At 72.0% G+C, this 19,518-nt stretch carries 19 protein-coding genes; 3 read left to right on the top strand and 16 right to left on the bottom strand.

Translation table 11 applies throughout. The annotated features are described in order from the left end of the window. Positions 1-55: 55 nt before the first annotated feature. From ACWY4P_RS41325 to ACWY4P_RS41265, 13 genes are all read right to left on the bottom strand, one after another. Positions 56-880 (bottom strand): rhamnogalacturonan acetylesterase, encoded by an 825-nt coding sequence (locus ACWY4P_RS41325; protein ID WP_456205878.1) that lies wholly within the window; start codon positions 878-880, stop codon positions 56-58. A gap of 116 nt (positions 881-996) precedes the next feature. Continuing rightward, positions 997-2,358, bottom strand: a complete 1,362-nt coding sequence (locus tag ACWY4P_RS41320) for an ABC transporter substrate-binding protein (RefSeq protein ID WP_456205876.1) — start codon at positions 2,356-2,358, stop codon at positions 997-999. Positions 2,359-2,370: 12 nt separating this feature from the next. Continuing rightward, the gene (locus tag ACWY4P_RS41315; RefSeq protein ID WP_456205875.1) at positions 2,371-3,915 is read right to left on the bottom strand and encodes a glycoside hydrolase family 43 protein; all 1,545 of its coding nucleotides are present in this window, start codon (positions 3,913-3,915) and stop codon (positions 2,371-2,373) included. Beyond that, positions 3,912-4,793 carry a DUF6807 domain-containing protein gene (locus ACWY4P_RS41310; protein ID WP_456205873.1) on the bottom strand — a complete coding sequence of 294 codons (882 nt, stop codon included), beginning with the start codon at positions 4,791-4,793 and terminating at the stop codon, positions 3,912-3,914. Before ACWY4P_RS41310 ends, ACWY4P_RS41315 begins: the two co-directional genes overlap by 4 nt. Continuing rightward, on the bottom strand, positions 4,790-5,968 hold the full coding sequence (locus tag ACWY4P_RS41305) for a Gfo/Idh/MocA family protein (RefSeq protein ID WP_456205871.1): 1,179 nt from the start codon (positions 5,966-5,968) through the stop codon (positions 4,790-4,792). The genes ACWY4P_RS41310 and ACWY4P_RS41305 overlap by 4 nt, the downstream gene beginning before the upstream one ends. A 9-nt stretch (positions 5,969-5,977) precedes the next feature. Next, positions 5,978-7,366: a pectate lyase family protein gene (locus tag ACWY4P_RS41300; protein WP_456205869.1), complete on the bottom strand. Its 1,389-nt coding sequence runs from the start codon at positions 7,364-7,366 to the stop codon at positions 5,978-5,980. Between the two features lie 88 nt (positions 7,367-7,454). Next, positions 7,455-8,357 (bottom strand): carbohydrate ABC transporter permease, encoded by a 903-nt coding sequence (locus ACWY4P_RS41295; RefSeq protein ID WP_456205867.1) that lies wholly within the window; start codon positions 8,355-8,357, stop codon positions 7,455-7,457. After that, complete coding sequence (locus tag ACWY4P_RS41290; RefSeq protein ID WP_456205866.1) at positions 8,354-9,280, bottom strand: carbohydrate ABC transporter permease; 927 nt, start codon at positions 9,278-9,280, stop codon at positions 8,354-8,356. The genes ACWY4P_RS41295 and ACWY4P_RS41290 overlap by 4 nt, the downstream gene beginning before the upstream one ends. Positions 9,281-9,392: 112 nt before the next feature. Next, complete coding sequence (gene araD / locus ACWY4P_RS41285) at positions 9,393-11,159, bottom strand: L-arabinonate dehydratase (RefSeq protein WP_456205865.1); 1,767 nt, start codon at positions 11,157-11,159, stop codon at positions 9,393-9,395. Continuing rightward, a complete protein-coding gene (locus ACWY4P_RS41280) occupies positions 11,156-12,058 on the bottom strand; it encodes a dihydrodipicolinate synthase family protein (protein ID WP_456205864.1) in 903 nt (300 codons plus the stop codon). Before ACWY4P_RS41280 ends, araD begins: the two co-directional genes overlap by 4 nt. 180 nt (positions 12,059-12,238) lie before the next feature. After that, entirely contained in the window at positions 12,239-12,949 is a 711-nt protein-coding gene (locus ACWY4P_RS41275) for a GntR family transcriptional regulator (protein WP_456205862.1), read from the bottom strand. Between the two features lie 137 nt (positions 12,950-13,086). Then, positions 13,087-14,286, bottom strand: a complete 1,200-nt coding sequence (locus tag ACWY4P_RS41270) for a hypothetical protein (RefSeq protein WP_456205860.1) — start codon at positions 14,284-14,286, stop codon at positions 13,087-13,089. 22 nt (positions 14,287-14,308) lie between these two features. Continuing rightward, complete coding sequence (locus ACWY4P_RS41265; protein ID WP_456205858.1) at positions 14,309-15,268, bottom strand: 5-dehydro-4-deoxyglucarate dehydratase; 960 nt, start codon at positions 15,266-15,268, stop codon at positions 14,309-14,311. 267 nt (positions 15,269-15,535) lie between these two features. On the opposite strand from ACWY4P_RS41265, the gene ACWY4P_RS41260 reads away from it, so the two are divergent. Continuing rightward, positions 15,536-16,357 carry an NAD-dependent epimerase/dehydratase family protein gene (locus ACWY4P_RS41260; protein WP_456205857.1) on the top strand — a complete coding sequence of 274 codons (822 nt, stop codon included), beginning with the start codon at positions 15,536-15,538 and terminating at the stop codon, positions 16,355-16,357. 30 nt (positions 16,358-16,387) lie between these two features. Here ACWY4P_RS41260 and ACWY4P_RS41255 read toward each other — a convergent pair whose 3' ends face one another. Both ACWY4P_RS41255 and ACWY4P_RS41250 read right to left on the bottom strand, forming a co-directional pair. Further along, a complete protein-coding gene (locus ACWY4P_RS41255; protein ID WP_456205855.1) occupies positions 16,388-17,200 on the bottom strand; it encodes a methyltransferase domain-containing protein in 813 nt (270 codons plus the stop codon). A 49-nt stretch (positions 17,201-17,249) separates the two neighbouring features. Further along, positions 17,250-17,435, bottom strand: a complete 186-nt coding sequence (locus tag ACWY4P_RS41250) for a DUF1737 domain-containing protein (RefSeq protein WP_456205853.1) — start codon at positions 17,433-17,435, stop codon at positions 17,250-17,252. A 109-nt stretch (positions 17,436-17,544) separates the two neighbouring features. Here ACWY4P_RS41250 and ACWY4P_RS41245 point away from each other — a divergent pair, with 109 nt between their 5' ends. Both ACWY4P_RS41245 and ACWY4P_RS41240 read left to right on the top strand, forming a co-directional pair. Beyond that, positions 17,545-18,162: a DUF6924 domain-containing protein gene (locus tag ACWY4P_RS41245; RefSeq protein WP_456213226.1), complete on the top strand. Its 618-nt coding sequence runs from the start codon at positions 17,545-17,547 to the stop codon at positions 18,160-18,162. Positions 18,163-18,284: 122 nt separating this feature from the next. Next, the gene (locus ACWY4P_RS41240; protein WP_456205851.1) at positions 18,285-18,506 is read left to right on the top strand and encodes a hypothetical protein; all 222 of its coding nucleotides are present in this window, start codon (positions 18,285-18,287) and stop codon (positions 18,504-18,506) included. Positions 18,507-18,565: 59 nt separating this feature from the next. On the opposite strand, the gene ACWY4P_RS41235 is transcribed toward ACWY4P_RS41240, so the two are convergent. Beyond that, complete coding sequence (locus ACWY4P_RS41235) at positions 18,566-19,510, bottom strand: LysR family transcriptional regulator (RefSeq protein WP_456205849.1); 945 nt, start codon at positions 19,508-19,510, stop codon at positions 18,566-18,568. Between the last annotated feature and the right edge of the window lie 8 nt (positions 19,511-19,518).

Genomic DNA, 19,518 nt, shown 5'->3' with positions numbered 1-19,518 from the left:
CCTTGCGGGGCGTGTGGGGACGTACAGGGAGGGGACAGAAAGGCGGGGCGGGCCGCTACCAGGTGATCCAGCTGTCCGGGATCGCCTCGCCCAGGCGGCGCACCTCGGACGGGGCCAGCACGCCCTTGGCCTTGAGTTCGCGCGCGACGAGGCGGGCCACCTCGATCGCGCCGTGCGGCTGGAAGTGGGTGTTGTCCTGCCTGCCGTCCGGGTAGTTGGGCCACTCCCCCGGGTCGAGCCAGTTGAAGCAGCCCTTGGTGCCCTCGGGCCCGAGCCGCTGCCACAGGGCGATGCTCGACGCCTGTACGTCGATCAGCGGCACCCCTTCGGCCCGGGCGAGCGTGCGCACCGCGTCGGGGTAGGCGCCGTGCGTGGGCCGGGCGGTGCCCGCCGCGTCGAACGAGCGGCGCTCGACGGAGGTCAGCAGGACCGGGCGGGCGCCCCGGTCGCGCGCCCCGTTGAGGTACAGCCGCAGATACTGCGGATAGGTGGTGGCCGGATCGGTGCCCCGGGCCGGGTCGTCGGTCTTCTCGTCGTTGTGGCCGAACTGGATGAACAGGAAGTCGCCGGGGCGGATGGCGGCCAGGATCGCGTCCAGCCGCCCCTCGTCGTAGAAGCTCTTCGAGCTGCGGCCGTTGACGGCGTGGTTGGCGACCCGCAGCCGGTCGGCGAGGAAGAAGGGCAGGGCCATCCCCCAGCCGGTCTCCGGGGCCGCCGAGGCGGCCTTCGTGGCGGCGGTGGAGTCGCCCGCGAGGTAGACGGTCACCTCGGCGCGGGGCCTGCCGCGCCCGCCGGAGCGGGCCTGGGCGGTGCCGGTCGCGGCGAGGGCGAGCGGGACGGCCGCGAGCGACGCGGCCGCGTGTCTGCGGGAGAGAGACATGGCGTGCGGATGCCTTTCGTCCAGGTCACGGGGGTCGGGGAGGTGCGCGGACGGGGCGCCGACGGGGCGCGGGCCGGCCACCGGCACGCGGCGGCCGGCCCGCGACGGGACATGCCTCAGTGGTGCTTCTTCCAGTCCGCCTGGGCCTCGTTGAGCTCCTTGGCGACCTTGTCGCAGAACTCCTTGGCGGTCATCTTGCCGAGCAGCACCTTCTGGAAGTTCGGCTCGTTGTCCGCCTTGCTGACGGTGTTCCAGTCCGGCAGGTAGTACGGCAGCTGCACCACCTTGGTCTGCGGGTCGCTGAGCGACTCCAGCGCCGCCTTGGTCGGCGGGGCCTGCTTGATCCAGGCGTCGTTCGCGGCGTCGACGTTGGCCGGGATGGCGCCGACGTCCTCGTTCCAGAGGCTGTTCATCTCCGCGGAGGCCGCGAACTCGATGAACTTCCAGGCGGCCGACTTGTTCTTGCTCGCCTTGAACAGGCCGAGGCCGTCGACCGGGTTGGAGACGATGGTGCGCGGCTGCCCGTCGGCGGACGGCGGCATCGGCACACCGGCGATCTTGTCCTTGCCGAACGCCTTCACATGGTCGGTGTAGCTGCCGAGGTTGTGCTGCAGCATGCCGATGTCGCCCTGGTCGAACTGGGCGACCATCTTGGCGAAGTCATTGTTGAGGTCGGCGGACGGGGTGACCTTCTTGTAGAGGCCGACGTACTTCTCCAGCGCCGCCACGTTCTTGGGGTCGTTGAGGGTGGTCTTGTCGCCGTCCCAGAACTGGGTGATGCCGGACTGGGCGTACATCATCTCCATCGCCTGGGCGATGGACCCGGCCCCGCCGCGCAGGGTGAAGCCGAACCTGTTCTTGTCCTGGTCGGTCAGCTCCTCAGCGGCCTTGTAGAAGTTGTCCCAGCTGGTCGGCCCGGGGAGGCCCTTCGCCTTGAAGAGGTCGGTCCGGTACCACAGGGTGCCCTGGTTGGCCGAGGTCGGGACGGAGAACATCTCCTTGTCGTCGCCACCGGCCGCGCGGACGCTGTCCACCATGTTCTTGACCAGCTTGCCCTTGAGCGAGCTGTCCTGGATGCGGTCGGTGACCGGCTCCAGAGCGCCCTGGGCGACGAGGCTCGCCAGGTACGCCGTGCCGACGCCACCCACATCGGGCAGGCTGTCGCCGCCGCCCTGGATGGCCGTGTCGTACTTCGACTGGACGTCGGCGATCGGGATCGGCACGTACTCGACCTCGATGTCCGGGTACTTCTTCTCGAACTTGGCGATGATCTGCTTCCAGACCGCGGTGCGCGGGCCACCGTTGTTGTCCCAGAAGACGATCTTGCCCTTGCCGGACCCCTCCGCCCCGGAGTTCGACCCGTCGTCCCCACACGCGGTGGCGGACAGGGCGAGGGCGAGCGTCACGGCCACGGCCGCGGCGCCACGTACGGCTTTGCCGCCCTTGCGGGATATCACTGGTGTCGCATGTGTTCTCATCGTGCGCATCTCCTAGTGAGCCGTGCGGAAATCCTTGAACTCGGCGTGGCCCGGCGGGCCTTGGCCTTCCGGAGCTGTGGCGAAGAGGCCCAGCAGGGCGCCGACCCAGCGCCAGGGGGTGGCGGCGAAGACGGGGCCGGAGGGGCGCCAGCCGTTGCTGTTGCCCGTGTCGGTGAGGAAGCGGCAGCGGGCGCCGCGGGAGATCTCGATCCGGAGCCGGGCCCGTCCGTCGGGTGCCTCGTGTGGGGGTTCGGCGTCCCGTTCCCGTTCGGTGGCGACGTCGGCGAAGCGGTGGACGAGGCGGGTCCCCTCCGCCGTCCGCTCCAGGCCGATCCAGCCGAAGGCGTCGCCCAGGACCGCCAGTCCCGCCTTGGCGCCCGGCACCTCGCTGTGCAGGGACAGCCCGACCGTCACCGTGAACTCCTCCGCGGGCAGCCGCTGTACCAGCGCGTTCGGCAGCCGCCGCAGGTCGTGCGCGTCGGCGGTGCGATGGCAGGTCAGCCACAGGCCGTCGCCGCTGTGGGCGGTGGTCCAGCCCGGCGCCGGGTTGGCCGTCCACGACCACTGGCGGCCGAACCGCCCGCCCGGGAAGCCGTCGTCGGTCGCCGGGGCCTCGGGGGGCTGCGACTCCGCCTTGGGTTTGCGGTACGAGGCGACGGGCTCGCCACGGTCGCCCATCACGGGCCAGCCGTCCTCGGCCCACTCCATGGGCTGGAGGTGCACCACCCGCCCGTACGCGCCGCGCTGCTGGAAGTGGAGGAACCAGTCCTCGCCCGCCGGGGTGTCCACCCACGCGCCCTGGTGCGGGCCGTTGACATCGGTGCGGCCCTGGGCCAGCACGGTCCGGTGTTCGTACGGGCCGAAGAAGTCCCGCGAGCGCAGCGCGCCCTGCCAGCCGGTCTCCACGCTCCCCGCCGGGGCGAGGATCCAGTACCAGCCCTCCCGCCGGTAGAGCTTCGGCCCTTCCAGGGTGAACCAGCCGGGGATGGCGTCCGCGTCGACGATCAGCGTGCCCTCGTCCAGCAGGGCCGTGCCGTCGGGGCTCATCCGGTGGCCGGTGAGCCGGTTCTTGACCCCGGCGCGGGACTTGGCCCAGGCGTGGACCAGGTAGGCCGCGCCGTCCTCGTCCCACAGCGGGCAGGGGTCGATCAGGCCCTTGCCCGCCTTGAGCAGGTGCGGCCTGGTCCACGGGCCGCGCGGGTCGGGGGCGTTGATCTGGTGGATGCCGGTGTCGGGGTCGCCCCAGAAGATCCAGAAGCGGCCGTCGTGGTGGCGGATGCTGGGCGCCCACACCCCGCAGTCGTGCCGTGGGGCGGCGAAGGCCTCCTCGGGTTCGAGGCGTTCCAGGGCGTGCCCGATCAGCCGCCAGTTGACCAGGTCGCGGGAGTGCAGGAGCGGCAGTCCCGGGGCGCGGCCGAAGCTGGAGGCGGTGAGGTAGTAGTCGTCTCCGACCCGGACGGCGTCCGGGTCGGACCAGTCGGCGTTCAGCACGGGGTTGCGGTACGTACCGTCGCCCTGGTCGGCCCGCCACACAGGCCCGCTCAGGGGTGAGCTCATACGGTCGCCCCCTTGTCGGACAGCTGCGCCCCGATACGGGCCGCCGCCCCGCGGTCCAGGCGGCCGTCGGCGACCGCGGTGACGACGCGCCGGGTGACGGTGTCGGCGGGGGCGATGGCCAGCCGCCGGTCCCAGGCGAGGGCCGAGCCGACGCCCGAGTAGTCGCCGGTGCGGACGAACCAGGGGTCGGCGCGGGTGTCGCCGGTCGCGCCGGCGAACACCAGCGTCCAGTCCTCGGCCGCGAGTGCCAGCCAGTCCGAGGGTCTGCCGTGCACCGCGGCCTCGCCCTCGCCGTCCGCGCTGAAGACCCGCGGCGGCTCGGGGCGGCGCGGCGCGCGCCAGAAGAAGCCGCCGTAGCCCGCGCCGGGGCGGCCGTTGGTGGCCGGGCTGCCGATGGTGACGGTCTCCCCCGTCACATTGGTGAGGGCGGTGGTGAAGTCGAGCGCCCAGCAGCCGTCGGCGCCGTGAGAGACGGTGCGCACAGCGACCGTGCGCCGCTCCAGCAGGATCTGCCGCCCGCCCGCGACCCACGACAGCTCCTCCACGAAGCCGTCCGGGTCGCGCAGCAGCCAGCCGAGGTGGCGCTGCGAGCCGTGGTTGTCCAGTTCGGTGGGGCCCTTGCCGCGCACATAGGTGCGGCCACCCCAGAAGTTGCGCCCGGCCAGGTCCGGGACGGCCACGCCGACGCCCAGGTGGTGCGGGTGGTCGGCGGGGCGCGACTCGGTGACGGTGATGCCCGACAGGGTCCGTACGGGGTGCAGATACGGGCGGGGGGAGAGGGCGCGGGGCAGCTGCGGGCGGTGGGTGTAGGTGCCGACGGGGCGTCCGTCGCAGCGCAGGACGGTGCAGGGGGGCCGGTTGGTCAGGGAACGGTTCATGTGTGGGGGACCTCCGCGGGCGGTGCGGCCCAAGGGGCGCGCAGTTCCGAGTAGAGGGCAAGGCGTTCCGCGCCGGCGGCGACCAGGCGGTCGATGCCCGGCACGACGCGGCGCTTCGCCGAGGGCGCCGCGCCGACGCCCGGCTCGGTGCGCCAGGCGTCCGCGGGGAGCCGGACCGGATCGGGGGCGGTGCGGATGGCTTCGACGACGCGCATGAACGCGCCGGTGCGGTGTGGGGGGACGAGCAGTTCGGTGCCGTCGCGCAGATGCGCGGCCAGGTTCTCCAGGAGGTCGGTCCTGGAGTGGTCGGTGGTCTGCGGCTCGTGTCCCGGGCGCTCCAGGAGCACCCGGTCCAGCTTGTACCAGAAGGTGATCCGGCCGCGGTCGCCGTGGACGAGTACGTAGGGCTCGCCGGGTTGCTCGGCGCACAGCGTGGCGGCGACGGTGACAGTGCCGGAGCGGGCTGCGCGGGTGGTGCGGAGCCGTACGCAGGAAGTGTCGTCGGCCTCGATGTCGTTGGCCCGGAACAGCTCCAGCTCGATGGAGGTGACGTCTTCGGCGCGGTCGGCGCCGTCGATGCGCAGGGCGGTGGCGACGGCGTGGGCCAGGGGGTTGGTGAGCACGCCGTCGATGACGTCGCGGCCGTCGAGGGAGCGGTGTCCGGCCCAGGGGGCGCGGGTGTAGTAGTGCTCGTCCCGGGCCCAGGCCCCGGCCGCGCCGATGCCGGTGACCTCTCCGATGACGCCGTCGGAGATGAGTTTTTGGATCGCGGTCAGGGCGTGGGAGCCGAGCGACTGGAAGCCGATCTGGCAGGCGGTGCCGAGTCGGTACAGGCCCTCGGACATGCGGGTGAACTCGGCGTAGGAGGGCGTGGGGGGCTTCTCCAGCAGCAGGTGGGCGCCGCGGCCCGCGGCGGCCAGGGCGAGGTCGGCGTGGGTGTGGATGGGGGTGCAGATGATGGCGATCCGCGCGCCCGTACGGGTCACCAGGTCGGCGAGGTCGGCGGACTGTTCGGGGGTGCCGAGGCCGTCGCCGAGCTCTTCGCCGGTCAGGGGGGTGAGTTCGCAGACTCCGGCGAGCCGGACCAGGCCCTGGGCGGTCAGCCGCCGGATGTTCTCCAGGTGCCAGCGGCCGTGGCCGCGGGCCCCGGCGAGTACGAGGGGGGTGGGTTCCATGGTCACCTCTCAGCCGATCCGCCCGGCGCCCGCGCCGTGCGCCACGTCCTTGGCCGCCTTCGCGGCGCCGTCGATCCGGCCGTGCAGGGCGGGCGTCCAGCCCACGTCGGGCTCCAGGTCGCGCTCGCTGCCGGAGTTGTAGGAGTTGTGGATGGCCAGCAGGTCGACGGGGTAGCCGTTGAACTCGCTGCCGCTCTGGTGCAGGGCGCTGCCGTTCCAGCTCTTGACCAGGTCGGCCGCCTCGACGTGCCCGGGGGTGGTGAACGCGTTGTTCTCGGCGTAGATCCGTGACTCGGTGGACACGCCCCACGAGTAGCGGTAGTCGGCGCCCTCGGGGACCTCGTAGGCGTTGTTGTAGACGTGGACCTGGCCGAAGCGGACCCGTGGGGCGCGCTGGACGACGCCCTTGAAGCTGTTGTGGTGGAGGGTGACCCGCAGCTTGCCGCGGTCGCCGGTGGCGGTGTCGCCGTTGCCGATGAGCATGGCCTTGTCGTGGTCGGCGAACCGGCTCCAGGAGACGGTCACCAGGTCCGAGCCGTTCGTGATGTCCAGCAGCCCGTCGTGGCGCAGGTAGTTGCGGCCGAAGTAGGCGGGCTCGGCGGCGTCGGGGTGTCCCTTGTCGCTGATGGTCACATGGTCGACCCAGACGTGGGTCGCGCCGCGCAGCCAGATGTTGTCGTAGGCGGTCTTCCAGTCTCCGAGGCCGCCGGTGTTGGGCTGCCAGACCGGGAAGCAGTCGTAGGCGTCGCGCAGTTCGAGGTTGCGGACGATGACGTTGGAGGCGTCCTTGACCTGGAGGCTCGCGCCCTTGAGGACGGCGTCCCGGCCGACCCCGACGAGGGTGGTGTTGGAGCCGACGGCCAGCTCGACCCGTTCGGCCTGGCGCGCGGCGGAGGCCGCGCGGGCCTCCTCCTGCGGGCCGGAGGGCTTCTGGCCGCCCCAGCGCCTCGGGTCGTAGGCGGCGAGGTACTTCTCGGTGGTGTAGCCGTCGGTGGCGTAGTCCGCGCAGCTCAGCGGGCGGCCCTGGGCGTCGGTGTTGGCGTCGATGGTCCCCCGGACGTAGATGATCTTCGGTACGGGGCTGCCGCCGTCCAGCGCGGCGGCCAGCTGCGCCCGGGTCCGTACGGTGAACACCCGCGCGTCGTCGGCCGCGACCCCGCCGGTGGTCCCGGCGCCCTCCGCCGCCCACCCGTCGTCCGCCCCGAGCACCTCGCGCCCGAGGTCGCGGCCGGGATCGCCACCGGGCAAAGGTGCCTCGGCCTGCGCCCCGGCGGGCAGGGCCAACCCCACCAGCGCGGCGGCGGCCAGGGCCGTCGTGCCGAGCCGGGACCACCCCGTGCGCGCCGCGTCGCGCGATATCGCTGGAACCCCCCGTCCCTGGGGGTGCGCCATGCGCATCTTCGGACCTCCTTGTCCGCGAGAGATGTGCGTCCGCGAGAGATGTGCTCCGGTCAGCCGCCGCCCGGTTGAGCGGCGGCGTTTCGGCCTAGCCCTTGACCGCCCCGGCGCTGAAGCCGGTGATCAGCCACTTCTGGATGAAGGCGAACACGATGACGACCGGTACGGCGGCGATCACGCCGCCCGCCGCCAGGGCGCCCAGGTCGACGCTGTCCGCCCCGATGAGCGTGTTGAGGCCGACCGGGATGGTCTGCTTGTCCTGGGAGCTGAGGAACATCAGGGCGAACAGGAAGTGGTTCCAGCTGTGCACGAAGGCGAAGGAGCCCACCGCGATCAGCCCGGGCCGCAGCAGCGGCAGCACCACCGCGCAGAAGGCGCGGAAGCGGCCGCAGCCGTCCACCCATGCCTGTTCCTCCAGGGACACGGGCACGTTCTTGATGAAGCCGCTGATGAGGATCATGGACAGCGGCAGCTGGAAGACCGTCTCCGCGATGACCACGCTCCCCAGCGAGTTGATCATCTGAAGGTTTTTGAAGATCTCGAAGAGCGGGACCAGCATCAGCGCGCCGGGGATGAACTGCGAGGCCAGCAGCGCCAGCATGAACCCCTTTTTGATCTTGAAGTCGAAGCGCGCCAGGGCGTAGCCGCCGGCCAGGGCGACCGCCGTGGTCATCACCAGCGAGGAGACTCCGACGATCATGCTGTTCTGGAAGAAGACCCCGAAGCTGCGCTCGTTCCAGACCTTGGCGAAGTGCTCGCCGGTCATCGGCCAGGGCACCAGCGAGGTGGAGCCGGCCGGGCGCAGGGCGAACAGCAGCATCCAGTAGAACGGGATCAGGGTGAACAGCAGATAGAGGGCCAGCGGCAGATAGATCTGCCAGCGTGGCACGCTCTGGTCGATCCCGCGCCCGCGCTTCTTCTTGCCCTTGCCCGCGTCCGGAGGGGCCGCGGGGGCGGGGGCGGTGTCCTTCTCCGCGAGTGCGGTGGTCACTTGTTGTCGCCTCCGAACTTGCTCAGGCGCAGATAGAGGATCGAGCAGAAGAGAAGGATCACGAAGGCGACGGTGGTCAGCGCGGAGGCGTAGCCGAAGTCGTGTCCGTCGATGCCGGTGTTGGCGACATACAGCGGGAGGGTGGTGGTCTGCCCGGCCGGGCCGCCGCCGGTGAGGGTGTAGAGGAGGTCGACGTTGTTGAACTCCCACACCCCGCGCAGCAGCGTGGACAGGATGATCGCGTCCTTCAGATGCGGCAGGGTGATGTGGAAGAACTGCCGCATCCGGCCCGCGCCGTCGACCGAGGCCGCCTCGTACAGGTCCTTCGGGATGGACTGGAGATCGGCCAGGATGAGGATGGCGAAGAACGGGACGCCGCGCCACAGTTCGGCGAGGACGGCCGCCCAGAAGACGGTGCCCGTGTCGGAGAGCACCGAGGTGCCGTAGCTGCCGATCCCCGCGTCCGCCAGATAGCGGCTGACGCCGGTGGACGGGTTGTAGAGCAGCATCCAGATGGTGGTGGTCAGCACCCCGGACACCGCCCAGGGCGAGAAGACCAGGGCGCGGGCGATGCCGCGGCCGATGAAGGTCTGGTTGACCAGCAGGGCGAGCGCGAGTCCGAGGAGCAGCTGCAACAGCACCTCGGTGACGACCCATTTGCCGCTGAAGGCGAGGGCGTCCCAGAACTGCGGGTCGTCCGTGAAGATCTTGGTGAAGTTGTCCAGGCCCGCGTAGCCGTTCCGCCAGGGCTTGGTGACGTTGTAGTTCTGCAGGCTGTAGTACAGGACGCTGAGCATCGGATAGGCGATGAAGCCCAGCATCAGCAGCCCAGCGGGGGCGATCAGCAGATACGGGAGGCGGCGGGTGGAGCCTCCGGTACGGCGCCGGGTGACCCGGGGCGGTTTCGCCACGGCGTCGGCCATGACTGCTTCTCCGTTCTCAGGGGTGCACGGTCGGGCGGGTGAAGCGCTTACCGAATGTTGTTCGATATTTCGTGCAAAAAGCCGTGCGGGACATTGCTGCTCAGAGGGGGTGTCAGCCCGCGTACGGCTCGGGGTCCGCGCCGGAGGCGGCGAGGAAGCGGAAGTCGCAGCCGGTGTCGGCCTGGGTCATCTGTTCCTGGTAGAGCGCGCCGTAGCCGCGGGCGTACCGGGGCGGGGGCGGCGTCCATCCCGCCCGGCGCCGCTCCAACTCGGCGTCGTCGACCTCCAGGCGCAGCGTGCGCGCCTGGACGTCGAGGCTGATCAGGTCGCCGGTGTGGACGAGGGCGAGCGGCCCGCCGACGTACGCCTCGGGCGCGATGTGCAGCACACAGGCGCCGTAACTGGTCCCGCTCATCCGCGCGTCGGAGATGCGGACCATGTCCCGCACCCCCTTCTTGAGGAGGTGGTCGGGGATCGGCAGCATGCCGTACTCGGGCATGCCGGGGCCGCCGAGCGGGCCGGCGTTGCGCAGCACCAGCACGCTGTTCTCGGTGATGCCGAGCGCGGGGTCGTTGATGGTGGCCTGCATCGTCTTGTAGTCGTCGAAGACGACGGCGGGGCCGGTGTGCTTGAGCAGATGCTGCTCGCAGGCGATGTGCTTGATGACCGCGCCGTCGGGGCACAGATTGCCGCGCAACACCGCCACTCCGCCCTCGCTCGCCCGCGGGTTGTCGAGCGGGCGGATGACCTCGGGGTTGTGGACCAGGGCGCCGTCGAGCTGTTCCCGCAAGGAGGCGTGGGCGACCGTGGGGCGGTCCAGGTGCAGGGTGTCCTTCACCTGGGCCAACCGGACGAGGAAGCCGGGCAGGCCGCCCGCGAAGTAGAAGTCCTCCATCAGGTAGCGGCCGCCGGGGCGGAGGTCGGCCAGCACCGGGACGGTGCGGGCGATCCGGTCGAAGTCGTCGAGGGTGAGCCGTACTCCGGACCGCCCGGCCATGGCGATCAGATGGATCACGGCGTTGGTGGAGCCGCCGAGCGCGAGGACGGTGGCGACCGCGTCCTCGTATGCCTCACGGGTGAGGATCTTGGAGAGCTTGAGGTCCTGCCAGACCAGTTCGACGATGCGCAGCCCCGAGGCCGCGGCCATCCGGTCGTGTCCGGAGTCGACGGCCGGGATGGCGGAGGCGCCGGGGACGGTGACGCCCATCGCCTCGGCGGCCGCCGTCAGCGTCGAGGCGGTGCCCATGGTCATGCAGTGGCCGGGCGAGCGGGCCAGCCCGCTCTCCAGCTCGGACATCTCGCAGTCGCCGATGAGCCCCGCCCGCTTGTCGTCCCAGTACTTCCACATGTCGGTGCCCGAGCCCAGGACCTCGTTGCGCCAGTGGCCCGGCAGCATCGGCCCGGCCGGCACGAAGACGGTCGGCAGGTCGGCGGTGGCGGCCCCCATCAGCAGCGCCGGGGTGCTCTTGTCGCAGCCGCCCATGAGCACCGCGCCGTCCACCGGGTAGGAGCGCAGCAGCTCCTCGGTCTCCATGGCGAGCAGGTTGCGGTAGAGCATGGGCGTCGGCTTCTGGAAGGTCTCCGAGAGCGTCGACACCGGGAATTCGAGCGGGAAGCCGCCGGCCTGCCACACTCCGCGCTTGACCGCCTGCGCGCGGTCCCGCAGATGCGCATGGCACGGGTTGATGTCGCTCCAGGTGTTGAGGATCGCGATGACCGGCTTGCCGAGGTGCTCCTGGGGGAGGTAGCCGAGCTGGCGGGTGCGGGCCCGGTGGCTGAAGGAGCGCAGGCCGTCGGTGCCGTACCACTGGTGGCTGCGCAGCTCCTCGGGAGTTCTCCGGGGGGCGGTCGCGGGGGCCTGGGGGGTCGCGGGCGTCATATCGCCCACCCCTGTACGAGCGCGGCGACCTCGGCGCGCTGCGGCTCGGACAGCGCGCGGCTGGGCGGGCGGATGTCGCGGCGGCACAGGCCGAGCGCGGCAAGCGCTTCCTTGACGACGCTGACGTTGTTGGCCGACTGGTGGGCGGCGCGCAGGTCCTCGAACGGCCGGATCTGCTCCCACACCTTCATGGCGCCCGCGTAGTCCCCGGCGCGCAGCGCGCCCAGCATGTCGAGCGAGACCTTCGGGGCGACGTTGACCAGTCCCGAGGTGAAGCCGGTGGCGCCGACGGCCCAGTACGAGGGCGCGTACAGCTCGGCGAGCCCGGCCACCCATACGAACCGGTCGAGCCCCGCGTCGCGGGCGACGGCGGCGAAGCGCGCGGCGTCCGGGACCGCGTACTTGACGCCGATGACGTTGGGGCAGGCCTCACCGAGCCGGGCGATGGCGGACCCCTCGATCAGCGGGTTGCGCAGATACGGCACCACCCCGAGCTCGGGGACGGCCTCGGCGACGGCGCGGTGGTAGTCGACCCAGCCGTCCTGGGAGACGTAGGGGTGCACGGGCTGGTGCACCATCACCATCCCGGCGCCCGCCTCGCGGGCGTGCCGGGCGGCCTCCACCGCGGTGACCACATCGTGGCCGACGCCGACGAGGACGGCGGCCCGGTCACCGCTCTCCTCCACCGTCAGCTCGGTGACTAAGCGGCGTTCGGCGAGGGTGAGGGCGTAGAACTCGCCGGTGTTGCCGTTGGGGGTGACGGCCTTGACTCCGCCGTCCAGGAGGCGGCGCAGCAGGGCGCGGTAGGTGTCCTGTTCCACGGCGCCCTCGGCGTCGTACGGAGTCACCGGGATCGCCACGACGTCCGCGAGCGCCGCCCTCAGTGGTGAGTAGTCCATACGGTGCCTATCCCTTCTGGTCGGGCCGGTACGGCTGGTCGGGCCGCCACGCGGCGGAGCCGCATAGCGATAGGGGCCGGTGGGGCCGGTTGGGCCGGTGGGGCCGGGGACGGTGGCGGGTGGGGGTGGGGCGCGCGGGCGCGTGCGGGACCGTCCCCTCATCGCACGCGCCCACGCGGTCTAGGGGGCCGCCTCGGCGGCCTGGGCAGCGCCCGGGGCCAGGCCACCCGCTGCTTCCGGGCCTTCCGGGACTCCCGGGATTTCCGGGAAGGCGCGCCGGACGAAGGAGGCGATGTGGTCGTACAGGGCCTCGGCCGCGCCGTCCGCGTCGCCGTCGAGCGCGCGGGCGAGGATCTCGCGGTGCTCGTCCGCCTCGCGCTCCCAGGACGGGACCGCCTGCCAGGCGATGGCGGAGACCAGGGCGGCCTGATCGCGCAGCTCGTCGAGGATCCCGGCCAGCAGCGGGTTGCCGCAGGGCAGATACAGCGCGCGGTGGAAGTCGCGGTTGGCCAGCGACCGGCCGGCCGGGTCGGCCGCGGCGGCGGAGCGCTCCAGGGCGGCGCTCGCGCCGGCCAGGTCGGCGCGCGTGGTGACGGTGCGGCGCAGCGCCTCGGGCTCCAGCAGCAGGCGTACGTCGTATACAGCGTGCGCCATGGCGGTGTCGACGGTCCGTACGGTCGCGCCCTTGTACTCGCTCATCACGACGAGCCCGCGGCCGGCGAGGGTCTTGAGGGCCTCGCGGACCGGGGTCTTGGAGACGCCGAACTGGGCGGCCAGCTCGGTCTCGACAAGGGGCTGGCCGGGCCGCAGCCGTCCGGTGAGGATCCCGTGCTTGACCGCCTCCAGTACATACTGCGTACGGGAGGGGATCGGGCTCGGCGCAATGTCCATGGGGCTCTCAGATCTCACATATCGCGTCTCATATATGACGTACGAAGTACGACGCGATGAAATTAGGGCCGCCCCGGGGGTTCGTCAACGGTTCTGACAAAAATACCCCGGGGCGACCCCAATGAGTTGATGGAGCGTCAGGGAAGCCGTTCGAGGGCGGTGCGCACGGCGGCGAGGTCCGCGTCGGAGGCCAGTCCGGCGTGGTACAGGCGGATTTCGTCAGCGCCGAGGCCGACCGCGTGCGTGGCGTCGGCTTCCAGCGTGGCGGGGCTGCCGCCCATGCCGGCGACGACGGTGAAGTTCGCCGCCAGGGTGGTGCGTTCGGTCTTGTGCGGGACGAAGGGGGTCAGCACATCGGCCCGCGCCGCGTCGTTCCCGGTGCAGGGCAGCACGACGCCGTCGGCGTGGCGGAGGATGCCCGCGGGGTCCACCCCGACGTTCGCGCCGAAGCGGTGGGGCGCCGGGTCGGCGTGCAGCAGCACCTGGAACGCGCCGTCGGCCGCCTCCCGTACGGCGGCGACCGCGTCCCGCTGGAGCTCGGCCGCGACCCGGTCGCGCCAGGTCGCGAAGGTGGCGACGTGGTCGGCGCCGAGCAGCTTCTCCACCTCGGCCCACTCGGCGGCCCGGTCGCCGCCGCCCTGGGTTACCTCCCCCGCCCACACCGGCCGCAGCGCGCGCCGCACCGCCTGCCCCAGTTCGTCCGGGTCGGCGCCGAGCGAGGCGTAGCCCGCGTGGCATTTGTCGCAGAAGCACAGCGACATCAGGTACTGGGCCGCACCGCCGAGCGGGACCCCGCCGATCTTGTCGTGCGCGTGCAGGTGCGTGACCCCGTACCAGCCGCAGGACTCCAGCTCGGTGCCACGGGTGCCGGGGCGCACCGCCGCCTCCGCGGCCAGGTCGACCACGTACGCGCGCACCTCGGGGCGGGCGATGCAGGGCGCCCAGGGGTAGCGGTCGCCGTAGGCGTTGCGCACGGAGGTGTGCGGCAGCTCGTCGCCCATACGGGAGTTGTGCGCGAGGACCACCCAGGAGTGCACCTCGAGCCCGGCGTCGGCGAGAGCCCGGGCCGCGGCGCCGTACGGGTCGGCGCCGTCCACCCAGGACTGCTCGTACGGGCGCAGCGGCCGGCCCGCCCAGCGGTCCGGGTCCGGCGGGTAGAGGACGGCGGCGTGCCGGGCGGTGACGATGCGGTGGCGCGGGTGGCGCGGGGTCAGCGCGCGGGTGGAGTGGTAGGCCGAGGCGAGAGTGACCTGCTGGACCCCGAGGTCGGCGATGCGGCGGGCGGCGTCGGGGTCGCCGACGACGTCCCACGGGTAGACGAAGGCGGAGGCTTTCAACGCGGTTTCCCCCTCGGGGTCGTCAGGCGCGGTCGTCGGCAACGGTAGCGGCAGCTCCGGGGACCAGGGCCAGGCCCCGCTCGATCAGCTCGGCCAGCTCCTTGAGGTGCTCGGGGCTGGGCTCCGACAGCGGCGCGCGCACCTCGCCGACGTCCAGGCCGCGCATCCGCACGCCCGCCTTGACCAGCGAGACGGCATAGCCGCGCCCCTGGTTGCGCAGCTCGACCAGCGGCCGGTAGAAGCCGTCCAGCAGCGCGTTCGCCGTCGCGTCATCGCCCGTGAGCAGGGCCTTGTGGAAGGCGAGGGCGATCTCGGGGGCGAAGCAGAAGACCGCGGAGGAGTAGAGCAGCACGCCGATGCCGCGGTAGGCGAGCCCGGTCAGCTCGGCGGTGGGCAGCCCGTTGAAGTAGAGGAAGTTCCTCTCGGGGTCGTCGGCGCGCACCGCGCTGACGATGCGCTGCAGCAGATCCAGGTCACCGAGGCCGTCCTTGAGCCCGATGACGCCGGGGACCTTGGCCAGCTTGACCACGGTCTGCGGGGTGAAGACGGCGTTGTCCCGCTGGTAGACGATGATGTCCAGGCCGGTGGCGCCCGCGAGCGCGGTGTAGTGCCGCAGCAGCCCCTCCTGGTCGGCGACGACGAGATACGGCGGCATGGCCAGCAGCCCGTCCGCCCCGGCCTCCTCGGCCAGCTTCGCGTACTGGATGGCGAGCGCGGTGCCGTAGCCCGCCCCGGCGATCACCGGCACCCGCCCGTCGGCCACCTCGACGGCGGCGGCGACGGTGGCGCGGAACTCCTCGGGGGTGAGCGCGTGGAACTCACCGGTGCCGCAGCACGCGAAGACGGCGGCCGCCCCCGCCTCGATCCCGTCGCGCACATGCGCGCGGTACGCGTCGAGATCCAGGGCGCCGTCGGGCCCGTAGGCGGTCACGGGGAAGAACAGCAGTCCGTCGAGGCGCTCGGCGAGTGAGGCTGAGGTCACGGGCTCTCCCTGTCCTGTGCGCCGACGTGCCATCACCCCATCGGCGCGTACATGTTTCTGATTGTCATCTATATTCATGAACGCAGCCACCGTAGGACAGCCCGCCCGCGCCGGTCAAGGATGCTGCACCCACAGGGAGGCGCATCGGACGCGAATCCAACACCGCCCCGTGGCCCTTGACGCACCCCCGCCGCCCTCCCTAGCGTGTCCATGTTCATGAACGGCATCTATGTATGAATTTCCATCCTTAACGGAGGAGATCCCCACATGCCCGCTCCCCGCACCGTTCTCCTCACCGGCGCCGCCGGCGGCATGGGCACCCTGATGCGCGAGCTGCTGCCCGCATACGGATACCGGCTGCGCCTCCTCGATGTCATGCCCATCGAGGGCGAGCCGGACGCCATCACCGCGGATCTCGCCGACAAGGAGGCGCTGCGGGAGGCCGTGCGGGGCGTCGACGCGATCATTCACCTCGCGGGCATCTCCCTGGAAGCGCCGTTCGAGAAGATCCTGCGGGCCAACATCGAGGGCACCTACAACCTCTACGAGGCCGCGCGCGAGGCGGGGATCCGCCGCGTCGTCTTCGCCTCCAGCAACCACGCCATCGGCTTCACCCCCCGCCCGGCCACCACCCCCGTGCCGGACGCGTCGCTCATCCCCATCGACACGCCGCGCCGCCCGGACACCTTCTACGGCCTGTCCAAGTCCTTCGGCGAGGACCTGGCGACCTTCTACTGGGACAAGCACGGCCTCGAAACCGTCGCCATCCGCATCGGCTCCTGCTTCCCCGAGCCGACATCGGTGCGCATGCTGTCGGTCTGGATGAGCCCTGCCGACGGCGCCCGGCTTCTTCACGCCGCCCTCACCGCCGAGGACGTCGGCTATACGGTGGTGTACGGCAGCTCGGCCAACACCCGCCTGTGGTGGGACCTCACCTCCGCCCGCGCGCTGGGCTACGAGCCGCAGGACGACTCGGAGCCGTACGCCGCGAAGCTCATCGCCGAACAGGGCGAACTCGACCCGGACAACCCCGAGCACGCGTATCTCGGCGGCCACTTCTGCACCAACCCGCCCATCTGGCCGCACTGAGCGTGGCGCTTCGGGGTTGAGGGTGAGCGCCTAGGCCTCCGGGCGGCGGCCCCAGGCGGAGATCATCGGCGAGGTGGCCAGGTCGAGGCCGCCCGCGGCGACGTTGGCCAGATGGCGGTCGATCTCCTCGTCCGTGGCCAACCCCGCGGCGACGAGCTTGTCGCGGACCTGGCGGACGGTGGCCTCCTCCAGCACGGTGCACGCGGGCGAGGTGATCGGGAAATAGGCGTCGGCCTCGACGTCGGCCAGCCCGGCCTCGCGCAGCAGCCGCGGCAGCTTGCGCCCGTACGCCAGGTCCGCGCCACGCTGACGCAGCAGCTCGCGGAAGCCGCGGCGCAGCCTGTTGGCCAGCTCCTGCTCGGGCCCGTACTCCTCGGGGCAGATCAGCGGCTGCAACGCCGGGTCGCCATCCTCAAGGACCAGCCACCCGCCGGGGCGCAGCGCCTCGACCATCGACCGCAGGGCCTTGTCGCGGTCGGCGACGTGGACCAGCACGAGCCGGGCGTGGATCAGATCGAACGGCCCCCCGTCCGGGGGCGCCTCGGCCGCCACGTCGTGGCGCAACGCCTCGAAGCCCGCCTCCCGCATCCAGGAGGTGTCGATGTCGGTGGCCACCACGTGCCCGGTCGGGCCGACGCGCTCGGCCAGCCAGGCCGGCACGGTGGGCCCACCCGCGCCGACCTCCCAGCACCGCCACCCCTCGCCGACCCCGACCGTCTCGAAGTGCCGGAACGTGGACGGGTCGAAGAGCGTCGACAGTGCGGTGAACCGCTCCCCCGCCTCGGCCTGCCGGTTGTCCAGGAGGTACTTCTTGTCGTGAGTGCCCCGCGTGTCCCGTGCCATGGCCCGATCATCGCATCCGGGCCCCGGCACGGTGGCTCGAAGGTGCGCCCTACGAACGTGCCGGCCAGACCAGCGCCTGGGCGATGATGACGCTCTCGCCGTTGAAGGTGACGGCGGGGCCTTCGTGCAGTTCGTAGCCAAGACCGAGCGCTTCGCTCACACGCCGGCAGAACGTGGCGTCGTCCGGTCCGGTCAGGACTCGGTAGACAGGCAATCCGTCTGGTGGTGTGCTCATGGGGAGCATGATCCCAGACGCACCCGGCCCACCGAGCCAGTGGTCCGGCAAGTCCCGAAGCCTCGGCAGTATGCGGCGAGGCGATGCGCCCAGCATCATGTAGCCCGTGATGTTTGAGACCGAGTCAACTCCCTTACTGCGTACGCATTTCGGCGACGACGAAGCCTGGCAAGCGGTCCGCGCGGCGGTAGCGGCCCCGGTGGGTGGCGGGTCGGCGCGGGCCGACACGGAATCCGTGGACGACCGGCGGCTCGCGGATCTCACGAGCGAGCAGATCCTGGCGTCGATCGCCCCGGACGCCCCGTACGCCGTCGTGGTCGTCGCGGACCGGCGGACCATGGCCGAAGCCGACATGCCGCTGCTCGTCATCGGCCTGGCGGACCGGGCCGAGCTGCGCTGCGTTCCCGAGGCGCTGTGGGCCCTTCTCACCGACACGGGTGTCCGGGGCATGAGGCTCGCGGAATTCCTGGATGGTGTCGGCCCGGACGGCCTGTTCCGGGGCGTCGGCGGCCCGCGCGGCCTGGAGCGGAGGCTTGCCGTACTGGCGGAGCTGCGAGCAGCAGCCGCTGCCCACCAGGGCGCACCGGAGGCAGCCCACCGCCCGGAGATACCCGGCCCGAACATGGCCGCGGCGGTCCGCGGCAAGCCCGCCTCCCGAGCCTCCCTCCCCTCCCGAGCGGCGCCGTCCGTACCGGGGCAGGCCTTGCGTCCCCCCGCAGCCGACTGAGCGGATCCGCAGAGGATCAACGAAGTCGCGTGACATGGCGGGCGCCGGAAACACCCGCGCGCCCGCCCGCTCCCGGGCGGTACGGTCGAGGCCCTCCTGTCCGCCGAAAGGAGCGCGTCCCGATGCCCGCACCGTCCGGCTTCACGTACCGACAGCGCGGCGACGGCAGCGTGGTCATCACCCACAACGGCCGGGCGGCGGCCACCCTGCGCGGCTCCCGGGCGGCGCGGTTCCTCGTCGAGGCCGAGGCGGGCGACCCGCAGGAGGTCATGGCGCGCTGGACCGGCAACTACCGCCGGGGCAACGAGCGCACCGCCCGCGACCACCCGCGTAACCGGCGCTGACCAGCCCTGACCGGCCCTGACCGGCGCTGACCGGCGCTGACCGGCGCGCCTCGGACGGCTCAATCCCAGCCCTGTTCGGCATGGGGGTGGGGTTCGGGCAGCCAGTCATGGGCCGGGTCGTACTCGAGCCAGCGGTTGCGCCCCGCCTCCGCCGCGAGGGCGCTCAGCAGCGTGCGCAGAAGAGGGTGTCCGCCACCGCACCACAGCAGCGACCAGGCGTACAGAGGCGTGGGGTCGACCAGCGGAACGGACCGGATCCCCGGAATGTGAGGAAGCGGCACGTCGGCCGGCATCAGAGAGAAGCGGCGCGGGTCCGCGGCCAGGTCGGCGAGGAAACGGTCCAGCCCCAGGTTGGTGCCCTCGGCGTGGTCGCGGATGCCGAACCGCTCGGCGAAGCGGTGCAGGAAGTCCAGCCGGTCCAGCGCCGTGGGAGTCCACAGCAGGCTGGCCCGCAGCTGTTCGGGCCGTAGCGCGGGCTCGTCCGCGAGGGGGTGGCCCGTGCTGAGGACGGCGTCCACCGGCTCCAGCCGCACCAGGCGGTGGGTCAGTCCCACGGGCAGGGGTGGATGGACGCGGCCGAACGCGGCGTCGATGTCGCCGCGCAGCAGCGCCGCCGCCACCGACGGCAGATCGCGACCGTGCCCGAGTTCCAGCGGTGGCGCGCCGCTTCCCGCCGCCACCTGTGCCAGTGTCCGCATCGGCGCGTAGAGGTGGCCCCACACGTCGACCCGCAGCGGCCGGTGTTCGTCCAGGGCCGCGGCCACGGCCCGGTCCGCGGCGGCCAGCGTCTGTCGGGCCGGTTCGAGGAAGCGGCGCCCGGCGCGGGTCAGCTCCACCCCGTGGCCGGTGCGCTGGAACAGCGCGGTGCCCAGCCCGGATTCCAGGCGCGCGATCCGCTTGGACAGCGCCTGTTGTGAGATCGACAGCGCCGCGGCCGCCCGCCCGAAGTGCGACTCCTCGGCGGCGAGTACGAAGGCGTGCACCTGCGCCAGGTCGAGATCCATGCCTCTCA

This window comes from Streptomyces sp. LZ34 (assembly GCF_053890475.1).
The sequence above is the reverse complement of the archived record's forward strand: the minus strand, read 5'-3'. Positions and strand labels throughout refer to the sequence as shown.

What these genes read in the sequence shown, in the direction of transcription:
- araD (WP_456205865.1), bottom strand. Translation starts at nt 11,159, where the DNA reads ATGACGCCCGCGACCCCCCAGGCCCCCGCGACCGCCCCCCGGAGAACT.
- ACWY4P_RS41315 (WP_456205875.1), bottom strand. Translation starts at nt 3,915, where the DNA reads ATGAGCTCACCCCTGAGCGGGCCTGTGTGGCGGGCCGACCAGGGCGAC.
- ACWY4P_RS41240 (WP_456205851.1), top strand. Translation starts at nt 18,285, where the DNA reads ATGCCCGCACCGTCCGGCTTCACGTACCGACAGCGCGGCGACGGCAGC.
- ACWY4P_RS41325 (WP_456205878.1), bottom strand. Translation starts at nt 880, where the DNA reads ATGTCTCTCTCCCGCAGACACGCGGCCGCGTCGCTCGCGGCCGTCCCG.
- ACWY4P_RS41255 (WP_456205855.1), bottom strand. Translation starts at nt 17,200, where the DNA reads ATGGCACGGGACACGCGGGGCACTCACGACAAGAAGTACCTCCTGGAC.
- ACWY4P_RS41320 (WP_456205876.1), bottom strand. Translation starts at nt 2,358, where the DNA reads ATGAGAACACATGCGACACCAGTGATATCCCGCAAGGGCGGCAAAGCC.
- ACWY4P_RS41235 (WP_456205849.1), bottom strand. Translation starts at nt 19,510, where the DNA reads ATGGATCTCGACCTGGCGCAGGTGCACGCCTTCGTACTCGCCGCCGAG.
- ACWY4P_RS41260 (WP_456205857.1), top strand. Translation starts at nt 15,536, where the DNA reads ATGCCCGCTCCCCGCACCGTTCTCCTCACCGGCGCCGCCGGCGGCATG.
- ACWY4P_RS41300 (WP_456205869.1), bottom strand. Translation starts at nt 7,366, where the DNA reads ATGCGCATGGCGCACCCCCAGGGACGGGGGGTTCCAGCGATATCGCGC.
- ACWY4P_RS41305 (WP_456205871.1), bottom strand. Translation starts at nt 5,968, where the DNA reads ATGGAACCCACCCCCCTCGTACTCGCCGGGGCCCGCGGCCACGGCCGC.
- ACWY4P_RS41310 (WP_456205873.1), bottom strand. Translation starts at nt 4,793, where the DNA reads ATGAACCGTTCCCTGACCAACCGGCCCCCCTGCACCGTCCTGCGCTGC.
- ACWY4P_RS41290 (WP_456205866.1), bottom strand. Translation starts at nt 9,280, where the DNA reads ATGGCCGACGCCGTGGCGAAACCGCCCCGGGTCACCCGGCGCCGTACC.
- ACWY4P_RS41250 (WP_456205853.1), bottom strand. Translation starts at nt 17,435, where the DNA reads ATGAGCACACCACCAGACGGATTGCCTGTCTACCGAGTCCTGACCGGA.
- ACWY4P_RS41275 (WP_456205862.1), bottom strand. Translation starts at nt 12,949, where the DNA reads ATGGACATTGCGCCGAGCCCGATCCCCTCCCGTACGCAGTATGTACTG.
- ACWY4P_RS41280 (WP_456205864.1), bottom strand. Translation starts at nt 12,058, where the DNA reads ATGGACTACTCACCACTGAGGGCGGCGCTCGCGGACGTCGTGGCGATC.
- ACWY4P_RS41245 (WP_456213226.1), top strand. Translation starts at nt 17,545, where the DNA reads ATGTTTGAGACCGAGTCAACTCCCTTACTGCGTACGCATTTCGGCGAC.